General features: G+C 69.0%; 19 protein-coding genes. 15 read left to right on the forward strand and 4 right to left on the reverse strand.

Going from position 1 to position 21938, the window contains the following annotated elements:
- Window positions 1–5 precede the first annotated feature (5 nt).
- Complete coding sequence (locus DS837_RS00870) at window positions 6–1163, forward strand: DUF3095 family protein (RefSeq protein WP_149163036.1); 1158 nt, start codon at window positions 6–8, stop codon at window positions 1161–1163.
- On the opposite strand, the gene DS837_RS00875 is transcribed toward DS837_RS00870, so the two are convergent.
- A complete protein-coding gene (locus DS837_RS00875) occupies window positions 1157–1606 on the reverse strand; it encodes a YccF domain-containing protein (protein WP_149163037.1) in 450 nt (149 codons plus the stop codon). The two genes, DS837_RS00870 and DS837_RS00875, sit on opposite strands and share 7 nt — an antisense overlap.
- 232 nt (window positions 1607–1838) lie before the next feature.
- Between DS837_RS00875 and DS837_RS00880 the strand changes: the two genes are divergently transcribed.
- Together DS837_RS00880 and DS837_RS00885 are read left to right on the forward strand one after the other, a co-directional pair.
- Window positions 1839–2399, forward strand: a complete 561-nt coding sequence (locus tag DS837_RS00880; protein WP_149163038.1) for a hypothetical protein — start codon at window positions 1839–1841, stop codon at window positions 2397–2399.
- Between the two features lie 212 nt (window positions 2400–2611).
- Window positions 2612–3382, forward strand: coding sequence for an alpha/beta fold hydrolase (locus tag DS837_RS00885; protein ID WP_149163039.1), 771 nt, complete (start codon window positions 2612–2614; stop codon window positions 3380–3382).
- 24 nt (window positions 3383–3406) lie between these two features.
- Here DS837_RS00885 and DS837_RS00890 read toward each other — a convergent pair whose 3' ends face one another.
- Window positions 3407–4069: a LuxR C-terminal-related transcriptional regulator gene (locus tag DS837_RS00890; RefSeq protein ID WP_149163582.1), complete on the reverse strand. Its 663-nt coding sequence runs from the start codon at window positions 4067–4069 to the stop codon at window positions 3407–3409.
- Window positions 4070–4314: 245 nt separating this feature from the next.
- Entirely contained in the window at window positions 4315–5004 is a 690-nt protein-coding gene (locus tag DS837_RS00895) for a LuxR C-terminal-related transcriptional regulator (protein WP_149163040.1), read from the reverse strand.
- Between the two features lie 562 nt (window positions 5005–5566).
- On the opposite strand from DS837_RS00895, the gene DS837_RS00900 reads away from it, so the two are divergent.
- The 12 genes from DS837_RS00900 to DS837_RS32485 all read left to right on the forward strand — a co-directional run bounded on the left by DS837_RS00900 (window position 5567) and on the right by DS837_RS32485 (window position 20857).
- The gene (locus DS837_RS00900; RefSeq protein ID WP_149163041.1) at window positions 5567–7906 is read left to right on the forward strand and encodes an ATP-dependent helicase; all 2340 of its coding nucleotides are present in this window, start codon (window positions 5567–5569) and stop codon (window positions 7904–7906) included.
- A 143-nt stretch (window positions 7907–8049) separates the two neighbouring features.
- On the forward strand, window positions 8050–9246 hold the full coding sequence (locus DS837_RS00905) for a hypothetical protein (RefSeq protein ID WP_149163042.1): 1197 nt from the start codon (window positions 8050–8052) through the stop codon (window positions 9244–9246).
- Window positions 9247–9259: 13 nt separating this feature from the next.
- Window positions 9260–9607, forward strand: coding sequence for a GxxExxY protein (locus DS837_RS00910; RefSeq protein ID WP_425599229.1), 348 nt, complete (start codon window positions 9260–9262; stop codon window positions 9605–9607).
- A 211-nt stretch (window positions 9608–9818) separates the two neighbouring features.
- On the forward strand, window positions 9819–10733 hold the full coding sequence (locus tag DS837_RS00915) for a 50S ribosomal protein L11 methyltransferase (RefSeq protein WP_149163043.1): 915 nt from the start codon (window positions 9819–9821) through the stop codon (window positions 10731–10733).
- A 67-nt stretch (window positions 10734–10800) separates the two neighbouring features.
- Window positions 10801–11262, forward strand: a complete 462-nt coding sequence (locus DS837_RS00920; protein ID WP_149163044.1) for a tellurite resistance TerB family protein — start codon at window positions 10801–10803, stop codon at window positions 11260–11262.
- A gap of 107 nt (window positions 11263–11369) precedes the next feature.
- Window positions 11370–13415: an aminopeptidase P family protein gene (locus DS837_RS00925; RefSeq protein WP_149163045.1), complete on the forward strand. Its 2046-nt coding sequence runs from the start codon at window positions 11370–11372 to the stop codon at window positions 13413–13415.
- A 367-nt stretch (window positions 13416–13782) separates the two neighbouring features.
- The gene (locus DS837_RS00930; protein WP_014241240.1) at window positions 13783–14148 is read left to right on the forward strand and encodes a chemotaxis response regulator CheY; all 366 of its coding nucleotides are present in this window, start codon (window positions 13783–13785) and stop codon (window positions 14146–14148) included.
- 3 nt (window positions 14149–14151) lie between these two features.
- Window positions 14152–15270: a protein phosphatase CheZ gene (locus DS837_RS00935; protein WP_149163046.1), complete on the forward strand. Its 1119-nt coding sequence runs from the start codon at window positions 14152–14154 to the stop codon at window positions 15268–15270.
- 200 nt (window positions 15271–15470) lie between these two features.
- The gene (locus tag DS837_RS00940; RefSeq protein ID WP_014241238.1) at window positions 15471–16208 is read left to right on the forward strand and encodes a protein phosphatase CheZ; all 738 of its coding nucleotides are present in this window, start codon (window positions 15471–15473) and stop codon (window positions 16206–16208) included.
- Between the two features lie 155 nt (window positions 16209–16363).
- Window positions 16364–17182, forward strand: a complete 819-nt coding sequence (locus tag DS837_RS00945) for an outer membrane protein assembly factor BamD (RefSeq protein ID WP_149163047.1) — start codon at window positions 16364–16366, stop codon at window positions 17180–17182.
- An 8-nt stretch (window positions 17183–17190) separates the two neighbouring features.
- Entirely contained in the window at window positions 17191–18861 is a 1671-nt protein-coding gene (gene recN / locus DS837_RS00950) for a DNA repair protein RecN (protein WP_149163048.1), read from the forward strand.
- A 169-nt stretch (window positions 18862–19030) separates the two neighbouring features.
- Window positions 19031–20857 (forward strand): carbohydrate-binding domain-containing protein, encoded by a 1827-nt coding sequence (locus tag DS837_RS32485; protein WP_247889712.1) that lies wholly within the window; start codon window positions 19031–19033, stop codon window positions 20855–20857.
- A gap of 387 nt (window positions 20858–21244) precedes the next feature.
- Here the strand turns inward: DS837_RS32485 and DS837_RS00960 are convergent, their stop codons facing one another.
- The gene (locus DS837_RS00960; protein WP_149163049.1) at window positions 21245–21772 is read right to left on the reverse strand and encodes a hypothetical protein; all 528 of its coding nucleotides are present in this window, start codon (window positions 21770–21772) and stop codon (window positions 21245–21247) included.
- Window positions 21773–21938: the final 166 nt, after the last annotated feature.

Here is a 21938-nt window from a genome sequence, read left to right on the forward strand (position 1 = left end):
AGGCGATGCTTCTGCCGTCCATCCGCGACTTCACCGCCGAAGCCGCCGACCCCGCCCATTATGCGGCGCTGGACGGCGATTGGTCGCTGGCCGTCGCCGACGTGGTGGCGAGCACCCGTCTGGCCGGGGAGGGGCGGCACCGCGACGTGAATTTCGTCGCCGCCGCGGTGGTCGCCGTCCTGTCGGAGGCGGTGCGGGAGCCGGAGCAGGCCCCCGCCTGCCAGTTCGGCGGGGATGGCGCCATCGCCGCGGTCCCGCCGGGCCGCCGCGCGGCGGCGGAGCAGGCGCTGGCGGCGCTCGCCCATTGGGCCGGGACGGAGATGGACGTGCCTCTGCGGGTCGGCCTCGTGCCCGTGCGGGCGCTTCTCGACGAGGGGCTGGAGGTTCTGGTCGCCCTGCAGGATTTCGGCAACGGCGACGCCTTCGGCCTGTTCCTCGGGCGCGGAGTCACCGCGGCGGACGCCTGGGTGAAGGCCGATCCGCGCTGGCGGCTGGAGCCGCGGCCCGGCCCCTTGACCGGACTGGAGAGCGTGTCCTGCCGCTGGAATCCGGTGGACAGCGGGCGCGGGGTGATCCTGTGCGTGATCGTCGACCCGCTGCCCGGTGGCGGTCCGGGGCTGCCGGTGCTGGCCCGGGTCCAGGCCGACATCGAGCGGATCGTGCCGACCGCCTCGGCGGCGCCGCTCGGCATGGGGGAGCGGCTGGCGGTGCGCTGGCCGCCCTCCTGGCGGTCGCTGTGGCTGGAGGCGCGGACACGCCCGCGCGGCCGGCGGCTGGCCTGCGCCCTGTCGATTCTCGGGAAATCCGCCCTGCTCGCCGCGATGCTGGGGGGCGGCTGGCGGCTGGCCGGCTTCGATCCGGAGCGCTACCGCCGCGGCATGGCGGAACGGTCGGACTTCCGCAAGTCGGCCGGCGGTCCGCGTCTCGTCCTGGACGTGACGGAGGGGGAGGCCGGCGCCATCGAGGCCATGCTGGCCAGCCATGCGGCGGCGGGGCGCATCCGCTACGGCACGGCGCGCGCGTCGGCGTCCACGGTGACCTGCCTGGTCGGCGACCTCGCCGCCGACCGGCATGTGCATTTCGTGGATGGGGCGGACCTCGGCTTCTGGCGGGCGTCGGTCATGCTGAAGCGGATGGCGGAACGGGAGCCGTCCGCTCAGTAGGTTCCTCGGCCGAGCAGGCGGCGGCGGGATTCCGCTTCGTCCACCGTCACGATCTCGGTGCCGACCGGCCAGAGGGCCAGCAGGGCGAGCTTCAGATGCGCCCAGGCGAAGGGCAGGCCGATGATGGTGACGGCGAGGGTGACCGCGGCCACCAGATGGCCGAGCGCCAGCCACCAGCCGGCCAGCACGAACCACAGGATGTTGCCCAGCGTGCCGAGCAGGCCGGTGCCGATGTCCTCGCGGCCACGGAACTCATCCCGGCGGACGGCGGTTTGTCCAAAGGGCAACAGGGTGTACCAGGCGATCGTGACGGCCGATCGCGCCCACGGAATGCCGACGATGGTGAGGACCATCAGAACGGCCGCGAGGAGCCATCCCGCGGCCATCCAGATGCCGCCGGTCACCACCCACAGGATGTTGAGAAGAAGGCTGAGGAAGGGCATCGGGTGTTTCTCCTTTTGCCCGCACATGTGGGGATGGCGGGTGGCTTCGCCCAGAGGAGGGATCGGCGAAAGTGGCGTATCGAAAGATTCAGCCCCTCCCGGCTTCCGGCGGCTTGAATGCCCTCCGGAAAAGCCACAGATCGAACGAGGGACCTTTGAGCAAAAAGCGGTTCCGCAGGGAATCGGGGTCCGCGCCGCACGCCATCCAGGGTATCACCGGATCGGAGGCCGCATGAACGAGGTCCAGAACCACGAAGAGTCCACCGACGCCGCCGTCATGGGCGACGACGCCGAGAGCATGGCGCCGGTGGTCACCGCCATTCTCGGCACCGCCATCGCCGCGGCTCTCAAGCGCGCTGGCACCGCCGACGTCACCCATGGGGTGATCGCGGGGTTGCGCCTGCTGCGCTCCGCCGCGGAGTCGGAGGCCGGCTACACCATGGGGGCGGCCATCGACACCGCCATCCGCACGCGCCTGCTGGTGGAAAACCTGTCGGTGCTGCGCACCACCGGGTTCGCCCCGGTCCCGGTGCCGTTGCCCGAACCGGGCGCAGGGGTGGCCATCGCGTCGGCCATCTTCGTCAGCGCCGCGGAATCCTGCCTGACCGTCAACGCCCACGCCGAGGACAACGGGCCGCTGGAGATGGCCGTCTTCGCCTTCTCCACGCAGTTGATCCAGCAGCTTGGCGGGTCGCCGGACTGGCGGGACCTGATGCGCGAACTGCACCGTCCGTCCGAGCCGCGCGACGACCGTCCGGTCGAGGCGCTCCCCGACGGCAACACCATTCACTGATGTTGCAAGGTCATTGTGCGGGTTCCGCCAGGAATGGCGGGACTGCACAACAATTGGGGTAAAAACCTGCGATTTTCGTGACTTGCAGCCACCGTTCGCGCCATTTCGGGCCTTTTTATGGTACGGGACAGGGCTGCGAACCCTCCATTAGGCTCCCTGTCAATCGGCGGAGACGATCTCCGCGACGTGTTCGGGAATCGGGGAGCGGAGCCTTGACCATACACAGCAGCGCCGGGCGGCCCGCGGGAGCCGCGTTCGGCCTCGTGCCGTCGTCGCCGGGCGAAGTGCCAACCGCAAGCTGCGGCGCATCGCGGGAGATGGGGCCGGGCTGCATCGTCGCCGGCGATCCCGCCGGGCGGCGAATCATCCTGATCCACGCGACGTCCAGCGACTCCAGGGCCTGGACCCGCCTGTTGCGCGCCGTGCCGGCGGGGCAGGAATGGGTGGCCGTGCCGCGTCCCGATCCGACGCCGATCAACGGCGCCTCCCGGCTGCGCGGCGGCGACCCCGGCGTGCCGGCGGCGGCGCTGCGTCCGCTTCTGGCGCTCCGCCGCTCGCGCAAGCCGCTGCTGATCGGCAGCGCCGGCGGCGTGCCGGTGGCGCTGCGGGCTGTTCTGGAGTTTCCGGAGTTGGTCGGCGGCCTGCTGCTGATCGACCCGATGGCCGAGGAGGCAACTCGGCCGGGCATGTTCCGCCGCATCGCCGCCCGCATCCTGCCGCCCGTCGTCCGCGACAGCGCGGCGGAGCTTCAGGCCATGGCGCCCGCGCTCGACGCGATCCGCGTGCCGGTCACTCTGGTGCAGGGAAAGGACATGCCGGACGGCTTTGCGGGCGGGTCCTTTCTGGAGCAGCGTCTGACCGGTTGCCGCAACCTGACCGTGGTGACCGTCCCCGGGCAGCAGGTTTTGCCCGCCAAGCACGAATCGGCCATCCGCGGCGCCCTGGCCGCGTTGGTCGCCTCGGTGGAGCGCGGAGGGGCCTGAGAGGGGCTGCGAAAGGGCGCCCGGTCAGAAACCGTTTGCGGTGATCGCCGCCTGGGTCCGGTTGCGGACGCCGAGCTGGCGCAGGATGGCGGTCACATGGACCTTCACCGTGCCTTCGGTCAGGCCCAGCTCATGCGCGATCTGCTTGTTGGACTTGCCGTCGCGCAGGCGGTTCAGCACGTCGCGCTGGCGCGGGGTCAGCTGGTCGCCCGCACCGTCGGCCAAGGACCCCATCGGATCGGACTCCCCGGCGCCGTTGCCGGCGTGCGGCGTGCTGTCGGTCATCCGGTCGCCGCGGATCGCCTGTTCCGGCAGATAGACGCCCCCGGCGAGCACGAGCTGGAGGGCGCCCATCAGCACCTTGGCGCTGCTCGACTTCGGGATGAAGCCGGCGGCGCCATTCTCCAGCGCGGCCAGCAGGTCCGACCGCTTTTCCGATCCCGACACCACGACCAGAAGCGCCTTGGGAAGCCGCTGGTGGATGTCGCCGAGCAGGGAGAAGCCGTTCCATCCCGGCATGCCGAGATCCAGCAGGATGAGGTCGAAGGCGATGGCGCCGTCGCAGAGGCGGCGGACATCGTCGAACGTCCCCGCCTCGTGAAACACCATGCTGTCGTCGGATTGGGCGAGCAGACGCCGCAGCCCGTCCCGGAACAGCAGGTGATCGTCGGCAAGCAGAACGTTCAGGGTCGGCTTTTCCGCGCTGGCTTCCATGATGCTCATCGTGTCGGGGCTGCGATCCAAACAAATTCGGAACGTATTGCCGAAATAGCCATCATCATTTCGAGGCGGAAGAGGGCCTTTGGTTCTATGGCACACCACCTATGGCGTGCCGCCGCATCCAAAACGGTTGCTCCGGATGCGACAACGCCGGCCGCGGGATGGCGCGGCCGGCGTTGTCGGTGCCGGGAAAGCAGAACCGCAAGGATGCGTCAGACCACGCTGGCGTTGACCCCGGCGGCTTCCGCCGGCTGATCGCCGATGCCGTTGTTCAACGCCCAGATCGCCGCCTGGGTGCGGTTCGAAGCGTTGATCTTGCGCAGCAGGCTCTTCAGATGAACCTTCACCGTGGCCTCCGTGATGTGGAGGTGGTTGGCGATCATCTTGTTGGAATTGCCGTTCAGCAGGCAGCGCAGGATCTGGATCTCGCGCTGGGACAGGCCCTTGCGGCGGGCCGGGACCTCGGTCGCCAGCTCTTCGCTGCGGCCGTTGATCAGCAGCTCGGCCAGGTGGGTGGGGAACACCTTCTCGCCCATCATCACCAGCTTCAGCGACTGCATCAGCGCTTCGCAGGCGATGTCCTTCATCAGGTAGCCATGGGCGCCGGCGCCGAGCGCGCCCGACAGGCGGCGGGTGCAAAGGTCGGTGGTCAGGATGACGACGCGGATGCCGGGATGGCCGTCGCGCAGGGCGCGAAGCTGGTCGGCTTCGTCCTCGCCGCCGTTGACGAGATCGATGAGGACCAGGTCGGGCTGGGTGCCCGCCGCCTCGACCGCCGGAACACCCTCACGCAGGGTGCCCGCCTCGCCCATCACCTTGAAGGGCGTGTTCTCGAACAGACGCTTCATGCCTTCGCGGAAGAGCTTGTTCGCGTCGATCAGGAAAACGTTCACGGGGTCCATTGTTCCTACCCGCCCTCTGTTTGTTTCAATTCGGTCGTTCGTCTGGCGCCTCCGTGGACATCCGGTCCGGTGGGAGGGCCGCTCTCCGCGGCTGTCCGTTTGGTTCCGGGGTGCCACGATCTGATTGGACCTTACCCCGGATTTGCGGAACAGAAAATTTCCCCAAAGGAAAAACTATGTCTCGCAATGGGCATATGCCCTAAGCCGAAATAAGACAAACCGTCCAACGAACCATTCACGAATGTCCCACGCGGAATAATCATTCGGTTCTGAATTCGGTTCAGCCTGTGATTTGTCTGTGACTGCGGGTGATTCTTGGGCTCTTATGGCCGATGTGACTTCGGGCCATTGAGATAAGACCACCGCTATGGGGTGAGGCATAGCGCTGGTCACGCGTATTTCGGCCCATGGGCCTAGTCCCATGCCGATTGGCGGAGCGTCCCGGCCGTTCCGTCGAGGGAAGGGGTTCGATGGGCCGGGGGGCGTGCTATATACGGTGTCCTCTTTCGACGAAGGGCGTCTCCCGACCGCGGGGGAGCCCGCCCAGGAACTCCGGTGCCGCATGTCCGATCCCTACGCCTACGACGATCCGCTGGGCCATGATCCCCTCAGCCACGCGGGCGCTTCGGCCCCCGCGCCGGCGCAGCGTTTCGCCTATCTGGACGGGCTGAACCCCGTGCAGCGCGAGGCGGTCGAGGCTCTGGACGGCCCGGTTCTGGTGCTGGCCGGCGCCGGCACGGGCAAGACGCGCGTGCTGACCACCCGGCTGGCCCATCTGCTGATGACGCGCCGCGCCGCCGCCTTTCAGATCCTGGCGGTGACCTTCACCAACAAGGCCGCCCGCGAGATGCGGGAGCGCGTCGCCCATCTGATGGGGATCGAACCGGAGGGCTGGTGGCTGGGCACCTTCCACGCGCTGGCCGCGCGCATCCTGCGCCGCCATGCGGAGCTGGTGGGGCTGAAGTCCAACTTCACCATCCTCGACACCGACGACCAGATCCGCCTGATCAAGCAGCTTCTGGAGGCGGCGAACGTCGATTCCAAGAAGTGGCCGGCGCGGCAGGTGCTGGGCGTGATCGAGCGCTGGAAGGACCGCGGCCTGACCCCGGACCGGCTGAACGAGGGCGACGGCGGCGACGTGGCCGGCGGGCGCGTGGTGGCGCTCTACCGCGCCTACCAGGAGCGGCTGCGCACGCTGAACGCCTGCGACTTCGGCGACCTGCTGCTGCACAACATCACGCTGTTCCAGAAGCATCCCGACGTGCTGGCGGAATACCACCGCAAGTTCAAGTACATCCTGGTGGACGAGTATCAGGACACCAACGTCGCCCAGTATCTGTGGCTGCGCATCCTCTCGCAGGCCCACAAGAACATCTGCTGCGTCGGCGACGAGGACCAGTCGATCTACGCCTGGCGCGGTGCGGAGATCGGCAACATCCTGCGCTTCGAGGCCGATTTCCCCGGTGCCAAGGTCGTCAAGCTGGAGCAGAACTACCGCTCCACCGGGCACATCCTGTCCGCGGCCTCCGGCCTGATCGCCAACAACAAGGGGCGGCTCGGCAAGACGCTGTGGACCCAGGCGGACGGCGGCGAGCCGGTGCGCGTGCGCGGCGTCTGGGACGGCGAGGAGGAGGCCCGCTGGGTCGGCGACGAGATCGAGGCGCTCCAGCGCCAGGGCGTGTCGCTCGCCCAGATCGCCGTGCTGGTCCGCGCCGGCTTCCAGACCCGCGAGTTCGAAGAGCGCTTCATCACGCTGGGCCTGCCCTACCGGGTGATCGGCGGCCCGCGCTTCTACGAGCGGCAGGAGATCCGCGACGCGCTGGCCTATCTGCGCGTCGTCAACTCGCCCGACGACGATCTGGCCTTCGAGCGGATCGTCAACGTGCCCAAGCGCGGCGTCGGCCCGGCGGCCCTGCAATGCCTCTATCAGGCGGCGCGGTCGCGCGGGATGCCGCTGACCGAGGCCGGCTGGGCGCTGACCGAGACGGACGAGCTGAAGCCCAAGGTGCGCGGCGTGATGCGCAACCTGCTTCAGGACTTCTTCCGCTGGCGCACCCTGTCGGCGACCATGCCGCACACTGAACTGGCCCGCATGGTGCTGGACGAGTCCGGCTACACCCGCATGTGGCAGGAGGACAAGACGCCCGAGGCGCCGGGCCGGCTGGAGAACCTGAAGGAACTCATCACCGCCATGGCGGAGTTCGAGAACCTGTCGGGCTTCCTGGAGCATGTCGCCCTGGTCATGGAGAACGCCGAGGCCGCCGGCGTCGATCAGGTCACGGTGATGACCCTGCACGGCGCCAAGGGGCTGGAGTTCGACATGGTCTTCCTGCCCGGCTGGGAGGAGGGCGTGTTCCCCAACCAGCGCGCGCTGGACGAGACCGGCATCGCTGGGTTGGAGGAGGAGCGCCGCCTCGCCTATGTCGGGCTGACCCGGGCGCGCAAGCGGGCCTACATCAGCCACGCGGCCAACCGGCGGCTCTACGGCAACTGGGTCAGCGCCATCCCCTCCCGCTTCGTCGAGGAGATCCCCGGCGGCGACGTCGAGGCGGAGGCGGCGAGCGGCCTCTATCCCGGCGGCAACGCCGGCAACAGCTTCGGCGGGGGAGGGAGCTTCCGCGATTCGTCGAGCTACGCCGCCTTCCGCGCCGGCCAGCAGGCGGCGGGCCGCCAGCAGCCCTCGTCGCCGCGCACCATCACGCTGGACAGCGGCTCCTATCAGGTCGCTCCGCGCGCCCGCCCGAACGCGCCCTTCCCGAAGGGCGCGCGGGTGTTCCACCAGAAGTTCGGCTACGGCACCGTCACGGCGGTCGACCAGGACAAGCTGGAGATCGACTTCGATCAGGCCGGCAGCAAGAAGGTGATGGACAGCTTCGTGGTGCCGGCGGAGAAGGCGGGCTGACAAAATCAGGGGGCGGGTTGGTGAGGGCAGGGTGACCGATTGCCGCAGCGCCCCGCCGCGGTGACGGTCATCACAGGTCCGGCGGCTGCGTTCGGCTACTGGTGGGGTTCCGACAGCGCGCCCACAACCACGGAACCCGCCCAGTGTTCGGCAAGAGCAGCACCGCGTTCGAGGTCCAGATCCGCCGCGAGGGCCGCTGGACGATCGAGGGGACCTACGACGACGAGCGCCGGGCCCTGACCTCTGCCCGCAGTTGGCTGGCGGTCAGTGGGGTGGAGGAGGTCAAGACCCTCAAGTTCCGTTCGCTGGCCGGGCTGTCGCTGGAGACGGTGATCTTCCAGAAGGCCGTTCCGGTGGTGACGGACAAGCCCATGACGCTGGGCGGCACGGCGGAGGGCGCGCCCTACTGCACGGCCCCCGGCGATCTCTACGGGTTCGAGTCGCGGGTGGTCATCGGACGGCTGCTGCGCCCCTTCCTCGACAAATTCCGCATCACCCCGACCGAGCTTCTCCATTCCTGGACCTACCTGCGCAAACTGGACGAGCAGGGCCTGCTGCTGGGTGCGGCGCTCCAGGCGGTGGCCCGCCACCATGCGGACCGCCATGGCGTCGCGGTGCCGGCGCGGGCGCGCGAATTGCGGGCCTTTGCCGACGTGGTGATGGCGCGCGCTCGCGACGTCCAGGCCGAGCGCAAGGCGCTGCCGGCCTTTGATCCCGCCGACCTGTCCCGGTCCAGCCGCGCCTTGGTCATGGCGGTGGGGGAGGAGGGACACGACTTCGCCTTCCTCAGCCAGCTCACCGTCCATCTGGCCGACCGCAATTCGCTGGCCGGCAAGCTGGAGATGCTGCTCGACCTGATCGGGCCGGAGGTCGAGCCGCGGCACCTCGCCCTGCTCGACGGGGTGATGGCCGACGCGCTGGGCTCCGCCGAGCTGGTGAAGGAGCTTCTCGGCGCGCAGCCGAACCTCGCCCTGGGGCTGTGTGCGCTGGCCGACCTGATCCTGGGCCGCGACCCGCAGCCGAAGAGCGAGCCGGTCAGCCCCCTGCTGGCCCATGTCGGCGCGCTGATCGTCCAGGGGCGCGCACCGTGCTGCCGCGCCGTTCTGCTGGAACGGATCCAGCAATCGCTGAACGGCACCCAGCCGCTCGACCGCCGCGACCCGAAGAAGGAGGCGCTGTTCGCCGACCACCTCGCCACCCATCTGCGCGATCCGCAAGGGCGCCTGCTCGGTGGTGCCGAGGCGGAGAAGGCGCTGGCCCGCCGCCTGATCCGCCACCGTCAGGCGATCCTGCGCGAGCAGGGAATGCACGACATCGCGGACCGGTTGTCGGGACGGTGAGGAGCGTCTATCGATGAGGAGCGATGAACCACAGAGACACGGAGGCACAGAGATTATTCGAGAGGAAGCCCTCTCTCCATCGCTCAACAGCTTGACGGGAATGATTGTGGATGCAGCCTTTGCCGTTCATTCGACGTTGGGGGCGGGTTTGTTGGAGTCCCTGTACGAAACCTGCCTTGAGCACGAATTGCGTAAGCGAGGTCTTCACACCCGCCGGCAATTGGTCATTCCCGTTGTCTATGACGGGCTGCGGTTCGATGAAGGGTTCCGAATCGATCTGCTGGTCGAGGGAACGGTCGTGGTCGAGGTGAAGGCGGTGGAAAGGCTGCTGCCTGTCCACGACGCGCAACTCCTCACCTAATTGAAGCTGACGGACACACGGGTCGGCCTTCTGATCAATTTCAACGTTCCACGAATCAAGAACGGCATCCGGCGATTCGTCCGTTGATGCGGTGATGGGACGCGGCAACGGTGCGCGTGCGTTTGGGTGCAGGAAATCTTTGTGTCTCCGTGCCTCTGTGGTTAAGTCTCTCCCTAGACAACGACCACCCCACCATTGGCGACCTCTCCCCATGTCCTCCTCCAAGCTCTGGCGCATCGCGCTCGTCATTCCCGAAGCCCACGCCCCCGCGTTCGCCGAGGCGATTGGCGATCATGCCGACGCGGTGTCCACCTTCGAGCTGGAGGAGCATGGCGACTGGCTGGTCGAGGCGACGGTCTACGGGCAGCCGGACGAGCCGCGGCTGAACGCCCGCGTCGCCGTGCTGGCCGAGGCCGTGGGCATCCCCGAGCCGAAGCTGATCGTCGAGGAACTGCCCCTGATCGACTGGGTGTCGCACAGCTATCAGGGTTTTCCGCCGATCCAGGCCGGGCGCTTCTTCGTCCACGGGTCCCACCATGAGGGACTTGTCCCGGCGGGCAGCATCCCGCTGCTGGTCGACGCCGCCACCGCCTTCGGCACGGGCGAGCACGGGTCGACCAAGGGCTGCCTGATGGCGCTGGACCGGCTGGCCCGCCGGATGACGCTGCCGCACCGCGGGCGGGGCGGGGCGCTCGACATGGGCTGCGGCTCGGGCATCCTGGCGCTGGCGGTGACCAAGCGCTGGCGGGTCCCCGTCACCGCCGTGGACATCGACCCGGAGGCGGTGCGCGTCACCCGCGTCAACGCCGCCCTCAACGGGGTGAAGGCGCGCATCCGCTCGCAGGGCGGCGACGGCTACCACACCGCCATCGTGGGCAGGCACAAACCCTACCGCCTGATCACCGCCAACATCCTGGCCCGTCCGCTGGCCCGCATGGCGCCGCAGCTGAAGCGGCATCTGCAGCGCGGCGGCGTGGCCGTGCTGGCCGGCCTGCTGAACCGGCAGGAACGCCACGTCATCCAGGCGCACCGCACGCAGGGCCTGCATCTGGTTGCGCGCATCCCGGTCGGCGAATGGACCACCCTTGTGGTGAAGCGCCCGAAGCGGAAAGCCGTAAAGGGCTGACACCCCTGGATTTCGGTCCCCCCGTCGCCAATGTCTTGCGGACATATGGACGATCTGCGGAGGACCGATGCTGAACCGGATCAGGGCGCTGTTCCAGGAGAACGACCCCGGCGACGACCGCCACAGGCTGGAGGCCGCCGCCGCCGCCCTTCTGGTCGAGGCCGCACGCACCGACAACTCCATTTCCCCGGCGGAGCGCGAGCGCATCCTCGACGTCACCCGCCGCCACTTCCATCTGAGCGAGGAAGAGGCGCAGGACCTGCTGTCCGCCGCCGTGTTCGACACGGAGGGCGCCTCCCCCTACTACCGCTACGTCACGGTGATCAACGACCATTGCCCGCCGGACAAGCGGCTGTGGATCATCGAGATGCTGTGGGAGGTCGCCTACGCCGACGGCGAGTTGAACGACCTGGAGGCGAATCTGCTGCGCCGCATCGGCGGCCTGCTCCATGTGCCCGACGTCGACCGCGGCCTTGCACGCAAGCGCGTCCTGGAGCGGCTGGGCCTGCCCGACGATTCCGGGCTGTAGAGCCGTCCGGGGGCTTTCGCGCGGCTATGCCCTTTCCCACGCTTGCGCGGTGGGGCGTCCCTGCCTAGCCTGTCGCGGTCGGCTTCACCGGATGAGGATCAGCCCCCGTGTCCAGCGCTTACCGCGGCGACGAAACCCTGGCGCAGCTCCTGGCCCAAGCGGGCCTGCCCCAAACCCCCGCGGACATCCGCAGCCTCGTCGCCGGGGTGCTTGCCGCGCCGGAGGGGGAGGATCCCGACGGCTGGATGGTTCTGGTCGGGGCAAGCCTTCCCGAGGATCTCGCCGGGCAGCTCCGCGCCCTGAAGGCCGAACTTGCCGACAGCTGTCTCGCCGCTGGCCGCGCCGCCGGGGCGCCGGATTACGCCGCCCGCATCGCCGCCCTGCGCGGCGTCCTGGCGCGCGCCGACCTGGACGGCTTCATCGTGCCGCGCGGCGACGAGCATCAGGGTGAGTATGTGCCGCCGCGTGCCCAGCGCCTCGCCTGGCTGACCGGCTTCACCGGGTCGGCGGGCCACGCCATCGTGGGGCGGCAGCGCGCCGCCCTCTTCGTGGACGGGCGCTACACCCTGCAGGTCCAGGCGGAGGTGTCGGGCGACCTCTACGAATACCGGCATCTGGTCGACGATCCGCTGACCGAATGGGCGGGGGAGGCGCTGCCGCGCGGCGGACGGCTCGGCTACGATCCGTGGCTGCACACCGCCGGCTGGGTGGAGCGCACCCGCCAGCAGCTGGAGCGCATCGGCCTATCGCTGGTGCCCTGCCCGGACAACCCGGTGGACCGCGTGTGGACGGACCAGCCGCCGCCTCCGCTGGCACCGGTGGTCGCCCAGGACATCGCCTTCGCCGGGGACAGCGCCGCCGACAAGCGCGCCCGCATCGCCGGCGACCTGACGCGCAACGGCATCGGCGCCGTGGTGCTGACCCAGCCCGACTCCATCGCGTGGCTGCTCAACCTGCGCGGCGCGGACGTGCCCTGCACGCCGCTGCCGCTGTCCTTCGCGATCCTGAAGGACGACGGGCAGGTGGACCTGTTCATCGACCGCCGCAAGCTGGCGCCGGGCGTGGAATCCCACCTCGGCAACCAGGTCGCCGTGCGCGCGCCGGACGAGTTGGGCGCCGCGCTCGACGGGCTGGGGCGCGAGGGGCGCAAGGTGATGGCCGACCCGGCCGGCACATCGGCCTGGATCTTCGACCGGCTGCACATGGCCGGCGCCAAGCTGGAGCGCGACCCCGATCCCTGCGCCCTGCCCAAGGCCTGCAAGAACGAGGCGGAACTGGCCGGCACCCGCGCCGCCCACATCCGCGACGGCGCGGCGCTCGTCCGCTTCCTGCACTGGCTGTCGCGGGAGGCGCCGTCGGGCACGGTGACGGAGATCGCGGCGGCGGAGCGGCTGCTGGCCTTCCGCCGCGCCAACGACCGCTTCCGCGGCCTCAGCTTCGACACGATCTCCGGGGCGGGGCCGAACGGCGCCATCGTCCATTACCGGGTGTCGGAGGCGACCGACCGCCGGCTGGAGCCGGGCAGCCTGTTCCTGCTGGACAGCGGCGCCCAGTATCAGGACGGCACCACCGACGTGACGCGCACCATCGCCATCGGCGCGCCGACCCCGGAAATGCGCGAGCGCTTCACCCTGGTCCTCAAGGGCCACATCGCCGTCAGCACGGCGCGCTTCCCGCGCGGCACCACGGGGTCGCAGCTCGACACGCTGGCCCGTCTGCCCCTGTGGTCCCTGGGGCTGGACTACGACCACGGCACCGGCCACGGGGTGGGCAGCTACCTGTCGGTGCATGAGGGGCCGCAGCGGATCTCCAAGGTGCCGAACAGCGTGGCGCTGCAGCCCGGCATGATCCTGTCCAACGAGCCCGGCTACTACAAGACCGGCGCCTATGGCATCCGCATCGAGAACCTGATCGTCGTCCAGCCGCTCGACCTGCCCATGGCGGAGCGGCCCATGCTGGGGTTCGAGGTGCTGACCCTGGCCCCGATCGACCGCAATCTGGTCGAGCCGGCGCTGCTGACCCAGGCGGAGATCGCCTGGTTGAACGCCTACCACACCCACGTGCGCGAGGCGCTGGAGCCTCGGGTCGCGGGTGAGGAGGGCGGTGGTATCACGCAATGGTTGAGACAGGCGACCTCCCCGATCATCGATTGAGGGAAATGGCCCGGGGTGGACCATTGCCGGCGGGTGGGGGCGTATGGAGCGAGAATCAGCCCGTGCGTTCGCCTGTGAAATCTGGCAAGGTCCCCACCCGGCGCAGGGGCATGCCTGTTCGGGCCGCCGCCGGACGCTCGCCCGTGCCCTCAAACGATGCCTCATCGCGTCGGGGCGCGGCGGAAATTCGGCGGTCTTGGTAACCCGATATTTACGGGCGTGCGTCACTGTCGCCGTGAGGGATGACTTTTCGGCAGACTTAAGGCATCACAGTCGGACCAGACCGACCTCGGCGCACGCCATGCCGCGCCGGGCGGGCTGAACGCCGGGCCGGGGCCTAGCAACGGAAGAATGCGGAGACGCGTAGATGAAGATCCTTGTCGTCGATGACTACGCCACCATGCGGCGCATCGTGCGGAACCTCCTGACCCAGATCGGCTACACGGACATCGACGAGGCCGGCGACGGCGTCTCGGCCCTGCAGAAGCTGCGCGAGAGCAAGTTCGGCCTCATCATTTCCGACTGGAACATGGAGCCGATGACCGGTCTGCAGCTCCTCAAGGAGATCCGCGCCGACGCCAAGCTCGCCTCGACCCCGTTCATCATGGTCACCGCCGAAAGCAAGACCGAGAACGTGATCGCCGCCAAGCAGGCCGGTGTGAACAACTACATCGTCAAGCCTTTCAACGCCGACACCCTGAAGCAGAAGATTCAGGCCGTCATCGGCGGGTAAGGAGTGGTTGGGTTGGATCAGCTTCCGCAGCTTTCCGAGGAAGAGTTCGACCAGATCGAGGAAGCGATCGCCCGCACCACAAAGGGGCGAGCCTTCCTGCGCCGCTTCCACCGCCGGGCCCATGGGGCTGCGGCGGAGGAGGTGCGCAATATGCTGCTGGAGTTCCGCAGCTCCTGGCATCAGCAGAGCGAGGCGGTGGAAGCCTCCAAGCACGTCGAGGTGCTGCGGCTGGAGCTGATGGAGATGGCGGCCTCCATCGAGCAGGCGCGGCGCGAGGTCGCGGCCCTGCGTCCGCCCGACGCCGGCGGCGACAAGATCATGTCGGCGACCAACGAGCTGGACGCCATCGTCATCTCCACCGAACGCGCGTCCTTCGAGATCCTGAACGCCGCCGAGCGGCTGATGGACCTGTCGGGCAAGCTGAAGGCGGACGGCGCCGACCCCGGCCTGTGCTCCGAGATCGAGGGGGAGGTGACGAACATCTTCACCGCCTGCTCGTTCCAGGACCTGACCGGCCAGCGCACCAGCAAGGTCGTCAACGCGCTCCGCTACATCGAGCAGCGCGTCAACGCGATGATCAACATCTGGGGCGTCGAGAAGCTCGCCGGCCTCCAGATTGCGCAGGAAAACACGGACACCCGGCCCGACTCCCATCTGCTGAACGGTCCCCAGCTCGACGGCCTCGGCGTCAGCCAGGCCGACGTGGACAGCATGTTCGACAGCCCGGCGATGGCGGCACCGCCGCCGCCGGTTTCCGAACCGCCACCCGCTCCGGCCCCCGCCCCGGCGGCCCAGACTGGAGCCAAGGCGAGTCAGGCCGACATCGACAACCTGTTCGACAGCCCGGCCCCGGCCTCGGCCCCTGTGCCGGCCGCTCCGGCGAAGGCCAGTCAGGCGGACATCGACAGCCTGTTCGACAGTCCGGCTCCGGCTGCGGCTCCGCCGGTTTCCGCCCCGGCTCCGGCTGCGGTCCCCGCCGCCAAGAAGCCGGTGCCGAAGCCCGCCTCGGCGGCCAAGCCCGCCCCCAAGCCGGTTGCCAAGCCGGCGGCCGCCCCGCCGCCCGCGGCGGACGAGCCTCCGGCGCCATTGGATCAGGCGGCGATCGACGCCCTGTTCGGCTGACCTCACGGTCAACAAGACGGTTCGGCGTCGGATTTGTGAAGAGTTGCCGCCGCTCCAATCGGCGGGCGAATTGGGACATGAAGTTTGCTATGACGATCGTCGCCCGCCGGGCCGATGCCGGCTTTGGCGGGCAGTCCTGACCAGACGGGCCGGCGTGCACGGACGCCCCGGACGTCCCTTCGGAAAGAGGCGCAGCCCGCATGAGGAATCTCTCGAAACCCTTCATGGCGGAGCTTCAGAAGGCTCGCCGGACCGGCAATCCCTATCAGGCGGTGGTGGATGACGCCTCCGCCCTGGCGCCGGCGCTGGCGTCGCTGCCGTCCGGCCCGGTCACCGTGGACAACAGCGACGTCATCCGCGCCATCAGCGACCTCGGCGCGAAGCTCGACCGCTTCCTGACCATGGACGCCCAGCAGATCGACCAGATCCAGGTCGAGATCGCCGACATCTCGGGCCGGATCAAGGCCACCAAGGTGGAGATGGCGGCGATCCGCCACCCGCTGGCCGGCGACGACAAGTTCGTGCAGGCGTCGCAGGAACTGAACGCCGTCGTCTCGGCGACGGAGGCCGCGACCAACACCATCATGGCCTGCGCCGAGGAGCTGGAGGAGGTCGTTCACGAACTGAAGTCGTCGCTGCCGGAGGGCTACCACGCCGACCGCGTCAACGACATGAACGACGTGATCGTCCGCATCTACGAGGCCTGCAACTTCCAGGACCTGACCGGCCAGCGCATCACCAAGGTCGTCCGCGCCCTGTCCTTCATCGAAGAGCGCGTCGACGCGATGATGAGCCACTGGAACAAGCGCGAGTTCGAGGCGATGCCCCTGCCGCCCACCGTCACCAAGATGGACGAAACGCTGGAGCTGCACGGCCCGGCCGACCATCAGGAGATGGGCAACATCAGCCAGGCCGACATCGACGCCCTCTTTGGTTGATCAGTTCGGCTGACCGGACCACCATTCGGGCCTCCGTTCCGGAGAGCCCGGCCGCCTCACGGCGGCGAGGTTCGAAATTTGTTCGCCGAAGCGGCTTGCCGCCCCCGCGCCCCGGCGTGCTATATAGGGCCAACTTCGAAAGCACCGCGACGACCATGCCCTGCCGTTTTTCCCGTCTGCCGCTTGCGGCCCTCCTCCTGGCTTCCGCCCTGACCGCCTGCTCCTCGACCAAACCCGAGGACCAGTATGTCGAGCGTCCGGCCGAGCAGATCTACCAAGAGGCCGACGCCGCCATGCGGGAGGAGCGGTTCAAGGTGGCCGCCAAGCTCTATGACGAGGTGGAGCGCCAGCACCCCTATTCCGAATGGGCGGGCAAGGCGCAGATCATGGCGGCCTACGCCCATTACCAGGATCTGAAGTACGACGACGCGATCCTGGCGCTCGACCGCTACATCCAGCTTCATCCGGGCAGCCCCGACGTCGCCTACGCCTACTACATGCGGGCGCTGTCCTATTACGAGCAGATCACCGACGTCCGCCGCGACCAGCGCATGACCCGTCTGGCGCTCGATGCGCTGTCGGAGGTCGTGCGCCGCTTCCCGGACAGCCAGTACGCCCGCGACGCCAAGATCAAGATCGACCTGACCAACGACCATCTCGCCGGCAAGGAGATGGAGGTCGGACGCTTCTATCTGAAGCAGGGGCAGTACACCGCCGCCATCGGCCGGTTCCGCATGGTGATTGAAAACTACCAGACCACCTCCCACGTCCCTGAGGCGCTGCACCGGCTGGTGGAGTGCTATCTGGCGCTGGGAATCACGGACGAGGCGAAGACCGCCGCCGCCGTGCTCGGCCACAACTTCCCCGGCAGCGAATGGTACACGGACAGCTACGCACTGCTGGTGGACGCCAACGTGCGTCCGGAGCGAAACGAGAAGTCCTGGATCAGCAGAGCCTGGAGCTCCCTGTTCTAGGACGATCCATGCTGGCGTCGCTGACGATCCGGGACGTCGTCCTGATCGAACGGCTGGGGCTGGGCTTCCGCAAGGGTCTGTGCGTCCTCACCGGTGAGACCGGTGCGGGCAAGTCGATCCTGCTCGACGCGTTGGGTCTGGCGCTGGGTGCGCGGGCCGATTCGGGCCTCGTCCGCCATGGCGCCGATCAGGCGTCGGTGACGGCGGAGTTCGATCTGTCCGGCGACCACCCGGCGCTCGCCATCCTCAGGGAGCAAGGGCTCGACCCCGAGGAGCGGCTGGTGGTCCGCCGCACCGTCAGCGCCGACGGGCGCAGCCGCGCCTGGGTCAACGACCAGGCGGTCGGTGTCGGCCTGCTGAAGCGGCTGGGCGAGGAGCTGGTCGAGGTCCATGGCCAGTTCGACACCCATGGCCTCCTGAATCCGCAGACCCATCGCGGCGTGCTGGACGCCTACGCCGGGCTGTCCAGCCAGGCCGCCCAGGTCGCCGCCGCCCACCGGGCGTGGAGGCAGGTCGAGGACGCGCGCGCCAACGCCGCCGCCGAGATCGCCCGCGCCCGCTCGGAGGAGGAGTATCTCCGCCACGCCGTGGCCGAGCTGGACGCGCTGGCTCCCAAGCCGGGCGAGGAAGAGGAACTGGCCGAGACCCGTGCCGTGCTGATGCACCGGGAGAAGCTGGTCGACGCCCTGAACGCCGCCTATGGCGAGCTGTCGGGCGACCGCGGGGTGGAGCGCGCCCTGTCCTCGGCCATCCGCACGCTGAGCCGGATCGCCGACAAGGCCGCCGGCAAGCTCGACCCGGTCATCGCCGCCCTGGACCGCGCCGCGACCGAGGCGGGGGAGGCCATCGCCGGGCTCCAGGCCGTGTCCTCCGACGTGGACATGGACCCGCAGGCCCTGGAGAAGCTGGAGGAGCGGCTGTTCGCCCTGCGCGCCGCCGCCCGCAAGCACGGGGTGGACGTGGACGCGCTGGCCCCCCTGCGCAAGGACATGGCCGACCGTCTGCTGCTGATCGAAGATCAGGGCGATCTGCTGGCCCGCCTCGCCCGTGAGGCGGAGGTCGCCCGCGACGCCTACCGCAAGGCCGCCGAGTCGCTGAGCCGGGAGCGCCAGCAGGCCGCCGGCCGCCTGGACACGGCGGTCGCCGCCGAACTCGCCCCGCTGAAGCTGGAGAAGGCGAAGTTCCGCACGCTGGTCGAGCCGCTGGCCGACGAATCGGACTGGACGGCGTCGGGCATGGACCGCGTGGCCTTTCAGGTCGCCACCAACCCCGGCTCCCCCCCCGGCGCACTGAACAAGATCGCGTCGGGCGGCGAGTTGGCGCGCTTCATGCTGGCGCTGAAGGTGGTGCTGGCCCAGACCTCGACCGTCGGCACGCTGGTGTTCGACGAGGTGGACACCGGCATCGGCGGCGCCGTCGCCGCCGCGGTGGGCGAGCGTCTGAAGACGCTCGGGCAGGGGCTCCAGGTGCTCGTCGTCACCCACAGCCCGCAGGTCGCCGCGCGCGGCTCCATCCACCTCAAGGTGCAGAAGTCGGTGAAGGGCGAGCAGGTGACGACCGGCGTGGTCGAGCTGGACGGCGACGACCGTCGCGAGGAGATCGCCCGCATGCTGTCCGGCGCCACCGTCACCGCCGAGGCCCGCGCCGCCGCCGACAGTCTGATCGCCGGGCGGGGGTAGCGGAATGCCTCTCTCCCCTCTCCCCAGAGGGGAGAGGGCTAAATCCTCCGTCCAGGTCACAGCAATCGCCCGCAGCGGTCATACGGCGGCCACAGCAAAACACGCATAGTCCAGCCTTGCGCGTCCGGAAACGGGCGCTGTTCTCCCAAGAACGAACAAGGTTGGCAAGATGTCGAACAGCTCCGCTTCCGCCGGCAACGTCGTCGTGATCGACAGCGGCCTGTCCTCCGCCTGGAACACGGGCCGGCTGGTCTACCAGCATGACTTCTACGGAAACGACAACGACGTCATGGTCGCCAACGCGAACACGCACGGCGCCCTGGTCACCGCGGAGATCCTGGAGAACGCGCCCGACGTCGGCATCATCGCGCTGAAGGTCATGCCCGACGACGGCAGCGGCGCCAGCGAGGCCAACATCGAGAAGGCCCTGCAATGGGTCGTCGCCAACGCCGACGCCTACAACATCACGGCGGTGAACCTGTCGTTGGGCGGCGGCGCGCAGACGACCGCGGCCACCACCTCGATCTCCGACGAACTGGCGGCGCTGACCGCCAAGCGCGTGCTGACCGTGGCCGCCGCCGGCAACAGCGGCGACGGCGGGGCGTCGCAGAGCGTCTCCAGCTACGCGGCCGACGTGAACCAGATCTGCGTCTCGGCCTCTACCGGCGACGGCGCCTTCCCGTCCTGGGCGCAGCGCAGCCCGACCCTGACCGACGTCTGCGCCGACGGCACCGACGTGCGGATCACCAATCTCTCGGGCGTCACCTACACGGCGAACGGCTCCTCCTTCGCCGCCCCGGCGGTAACCGCGGCGGTGGCGCAGGCGCAGCAGGCGTGGGTGGAGCAGACCGGCACCCGGCTGACCCAGGGGGAGTTCCTCGATCTCGCCCGCAGCACCGGCAAGGCCATGGGCACCGCCGGCTATTTCGAGCTGGACACCGACGCCCTGCTGGCCAAGATCGCCCAGTCCGCCCCGGTTCCCACGGCGCAGAGCGCCACGACGATCACCGTCAACGCCTCCGGCGCACCGGCGGGCGGGGTGAACGCTCATTTCAAGCTGCTGGTGGACGGCAAGACGGTGGGGCAGGCCACGGTGGATTCGGCGTCCAAGGACTACAGCTTCACCGCCGACCTGACCGCCGACCAGGCCCACAAGGTGCAGGTCCAGTACGACAACGACGGCTTCGTGAACGGCCAGGACCGCAACCTGTTCGTCAACAAGATCGCCATCAACGGCACCGCCCACAGCCCGACCGCCGCCAACGTCACCTATGACAAGGGCGCACTCGACGGCAAGGACGTGGTGAAGGGCCAGTCGTCGATGTGGTGGGGCGGCACGCTCGTGGTCGACGCTCCGGCGAAGGATTTTCCGGCCCAGGATGCGCCCGCCAACACGACGATCACCGTCAACGCCTCCGGTGTCGCGGCGGGCGGGGTGAACGCCCATTTCAACCTGCTGGTCGACGGCAAGGCCATCGGCGGCGCCACGGTCGGCACCGCGGCCAAGGACTTCACATTCGCCACCAACCTGACCGCCGATCAGGCCCACAAGGTGCAGGTCCAGTACGACAACGACGCCGTGGTGAACGGGCAGGACCGCTCGCTGTTCGTCAACAAGCTCACCATCAACGGCCATGCCGTCGCTCCCACGGCGTCGAACGTCACCTACGACAAGGGCGCGCTCGACGGGAAGGACGTGGTGAAGGGGCAGGCCGGCCTGTGGTGGAACGGCACGCTGGTGGTCGACGCCGACAAGTCATGGTTTCCCTCCGCCGGGACGGCCGCCGTGGCGTCGGCCCTGTCCGCGAGCCAGTCCGCGGACGGGCAGGACACCGTGTGGCAGCATCTCGTCGCCCAGGGGCTGGAGGCTGCGGCGCCGGTCCATGCGGATGCCGCCTTCGCCATGGCGGACGTCGGCCTGACGGCGGATGCCTATGCCCACGCCGCGCTGATGGACCATCATCCCGACCCGCTGCACCCGTTCGACGCCGCCTGAGGCGGGGCGCCCGTCACGCCGCCTGGCGCAGGGGGATCATGTGTGATACCAAGGGCGCTTGATGCCTTCCATCAAACGCCCTTGGTTCAACCCGGAAGCACATTGTGCAGCAATGTGCGAGAGGGTCATACGGCCGGCCGATCATGGACGCATTCATGCGCCGGCCGTATGACAGGGCGCCTGTCCGGCACGGCGCGCATCCCCTCCGTCGTCCCGATCAATTGAGCGGGGATGAGGAAGGCGTCATCGACCGACGCCATGACCGACCGCGCGCCGTCGGCCAGTCGGCGGACTGGCTGGCCTCTTATTGGAATTGTTTGCGGATCAACACCGTTGCGTGCGGCAAGCGGGCCCAGGCCCAGGCCCAGGCCCAGGCCCAGGCTGGTGTCAGGCGGCGCGTTTCCAGGGCTGCCAACCGCCCAGGCGCAGTCCGACGGCGATGCCCGTAAAGGGAATCCGCAGTTCCAAATCCCGCGGCTGGAAGAAGGTCAGGCGTTCCGGGGCGCCGGTGGGGCCGTATTCCAGGCGCGCGCCCTTCGGCTCCTCGGCGAACTCGTCGCTCATCACCTGCCAGATCTCCAGGTCGTCGCCGTGGTTGGAGATCTTGTACTGACCGCAGCGCCAGACCGGGGCCTCGCCCACGCCGCCCTCGACCACCTTCTTGTCGCCGTCCATCTTCACGTCGCCCACTCCGGCGGCGCGGCCCGACATCGACGGCCCCTGGCTTTCCGCGCGGAAGCCCAGCCGCAGCCAGGCGGAGCGGGTGCGCGGAATCATGCGGCGCAGCAGGCGCGCGTCCGCCGTCGCGAAATGGTCGGGATCGTCGTACAGAATGCGGTCGAGCGCCGCGGCGATGACGAATCGATCGTCGATGGTCAGGCTGCCGGCGGTCGCACGGCTGGTCGGCTCGGTCATGCAGCACATCCGTTCACGGGCGCCGGCTCATCATACACGCAACCCTCGCGCCCCCGCATCTTTCCAGGTCTGCTCAAGGTCTGCGGTTTCAAGGTTGGTGCGATGGGGGCCAAATGCCAGACCGGCACAGGCCGGACTCCACGGCAAGCCCCCGCGGCGCTATGCT

The organism is Azospirillum brasilense (genome assembly GCF_008365405.1).
Taxonomy (GTDB): domain Bacteria; phylum Pseudomonadota; class Alphaproteobacteria; order Azospirillales; family Azospirillaceae; genus Azospirillum; species Azospirillum brasilense_D.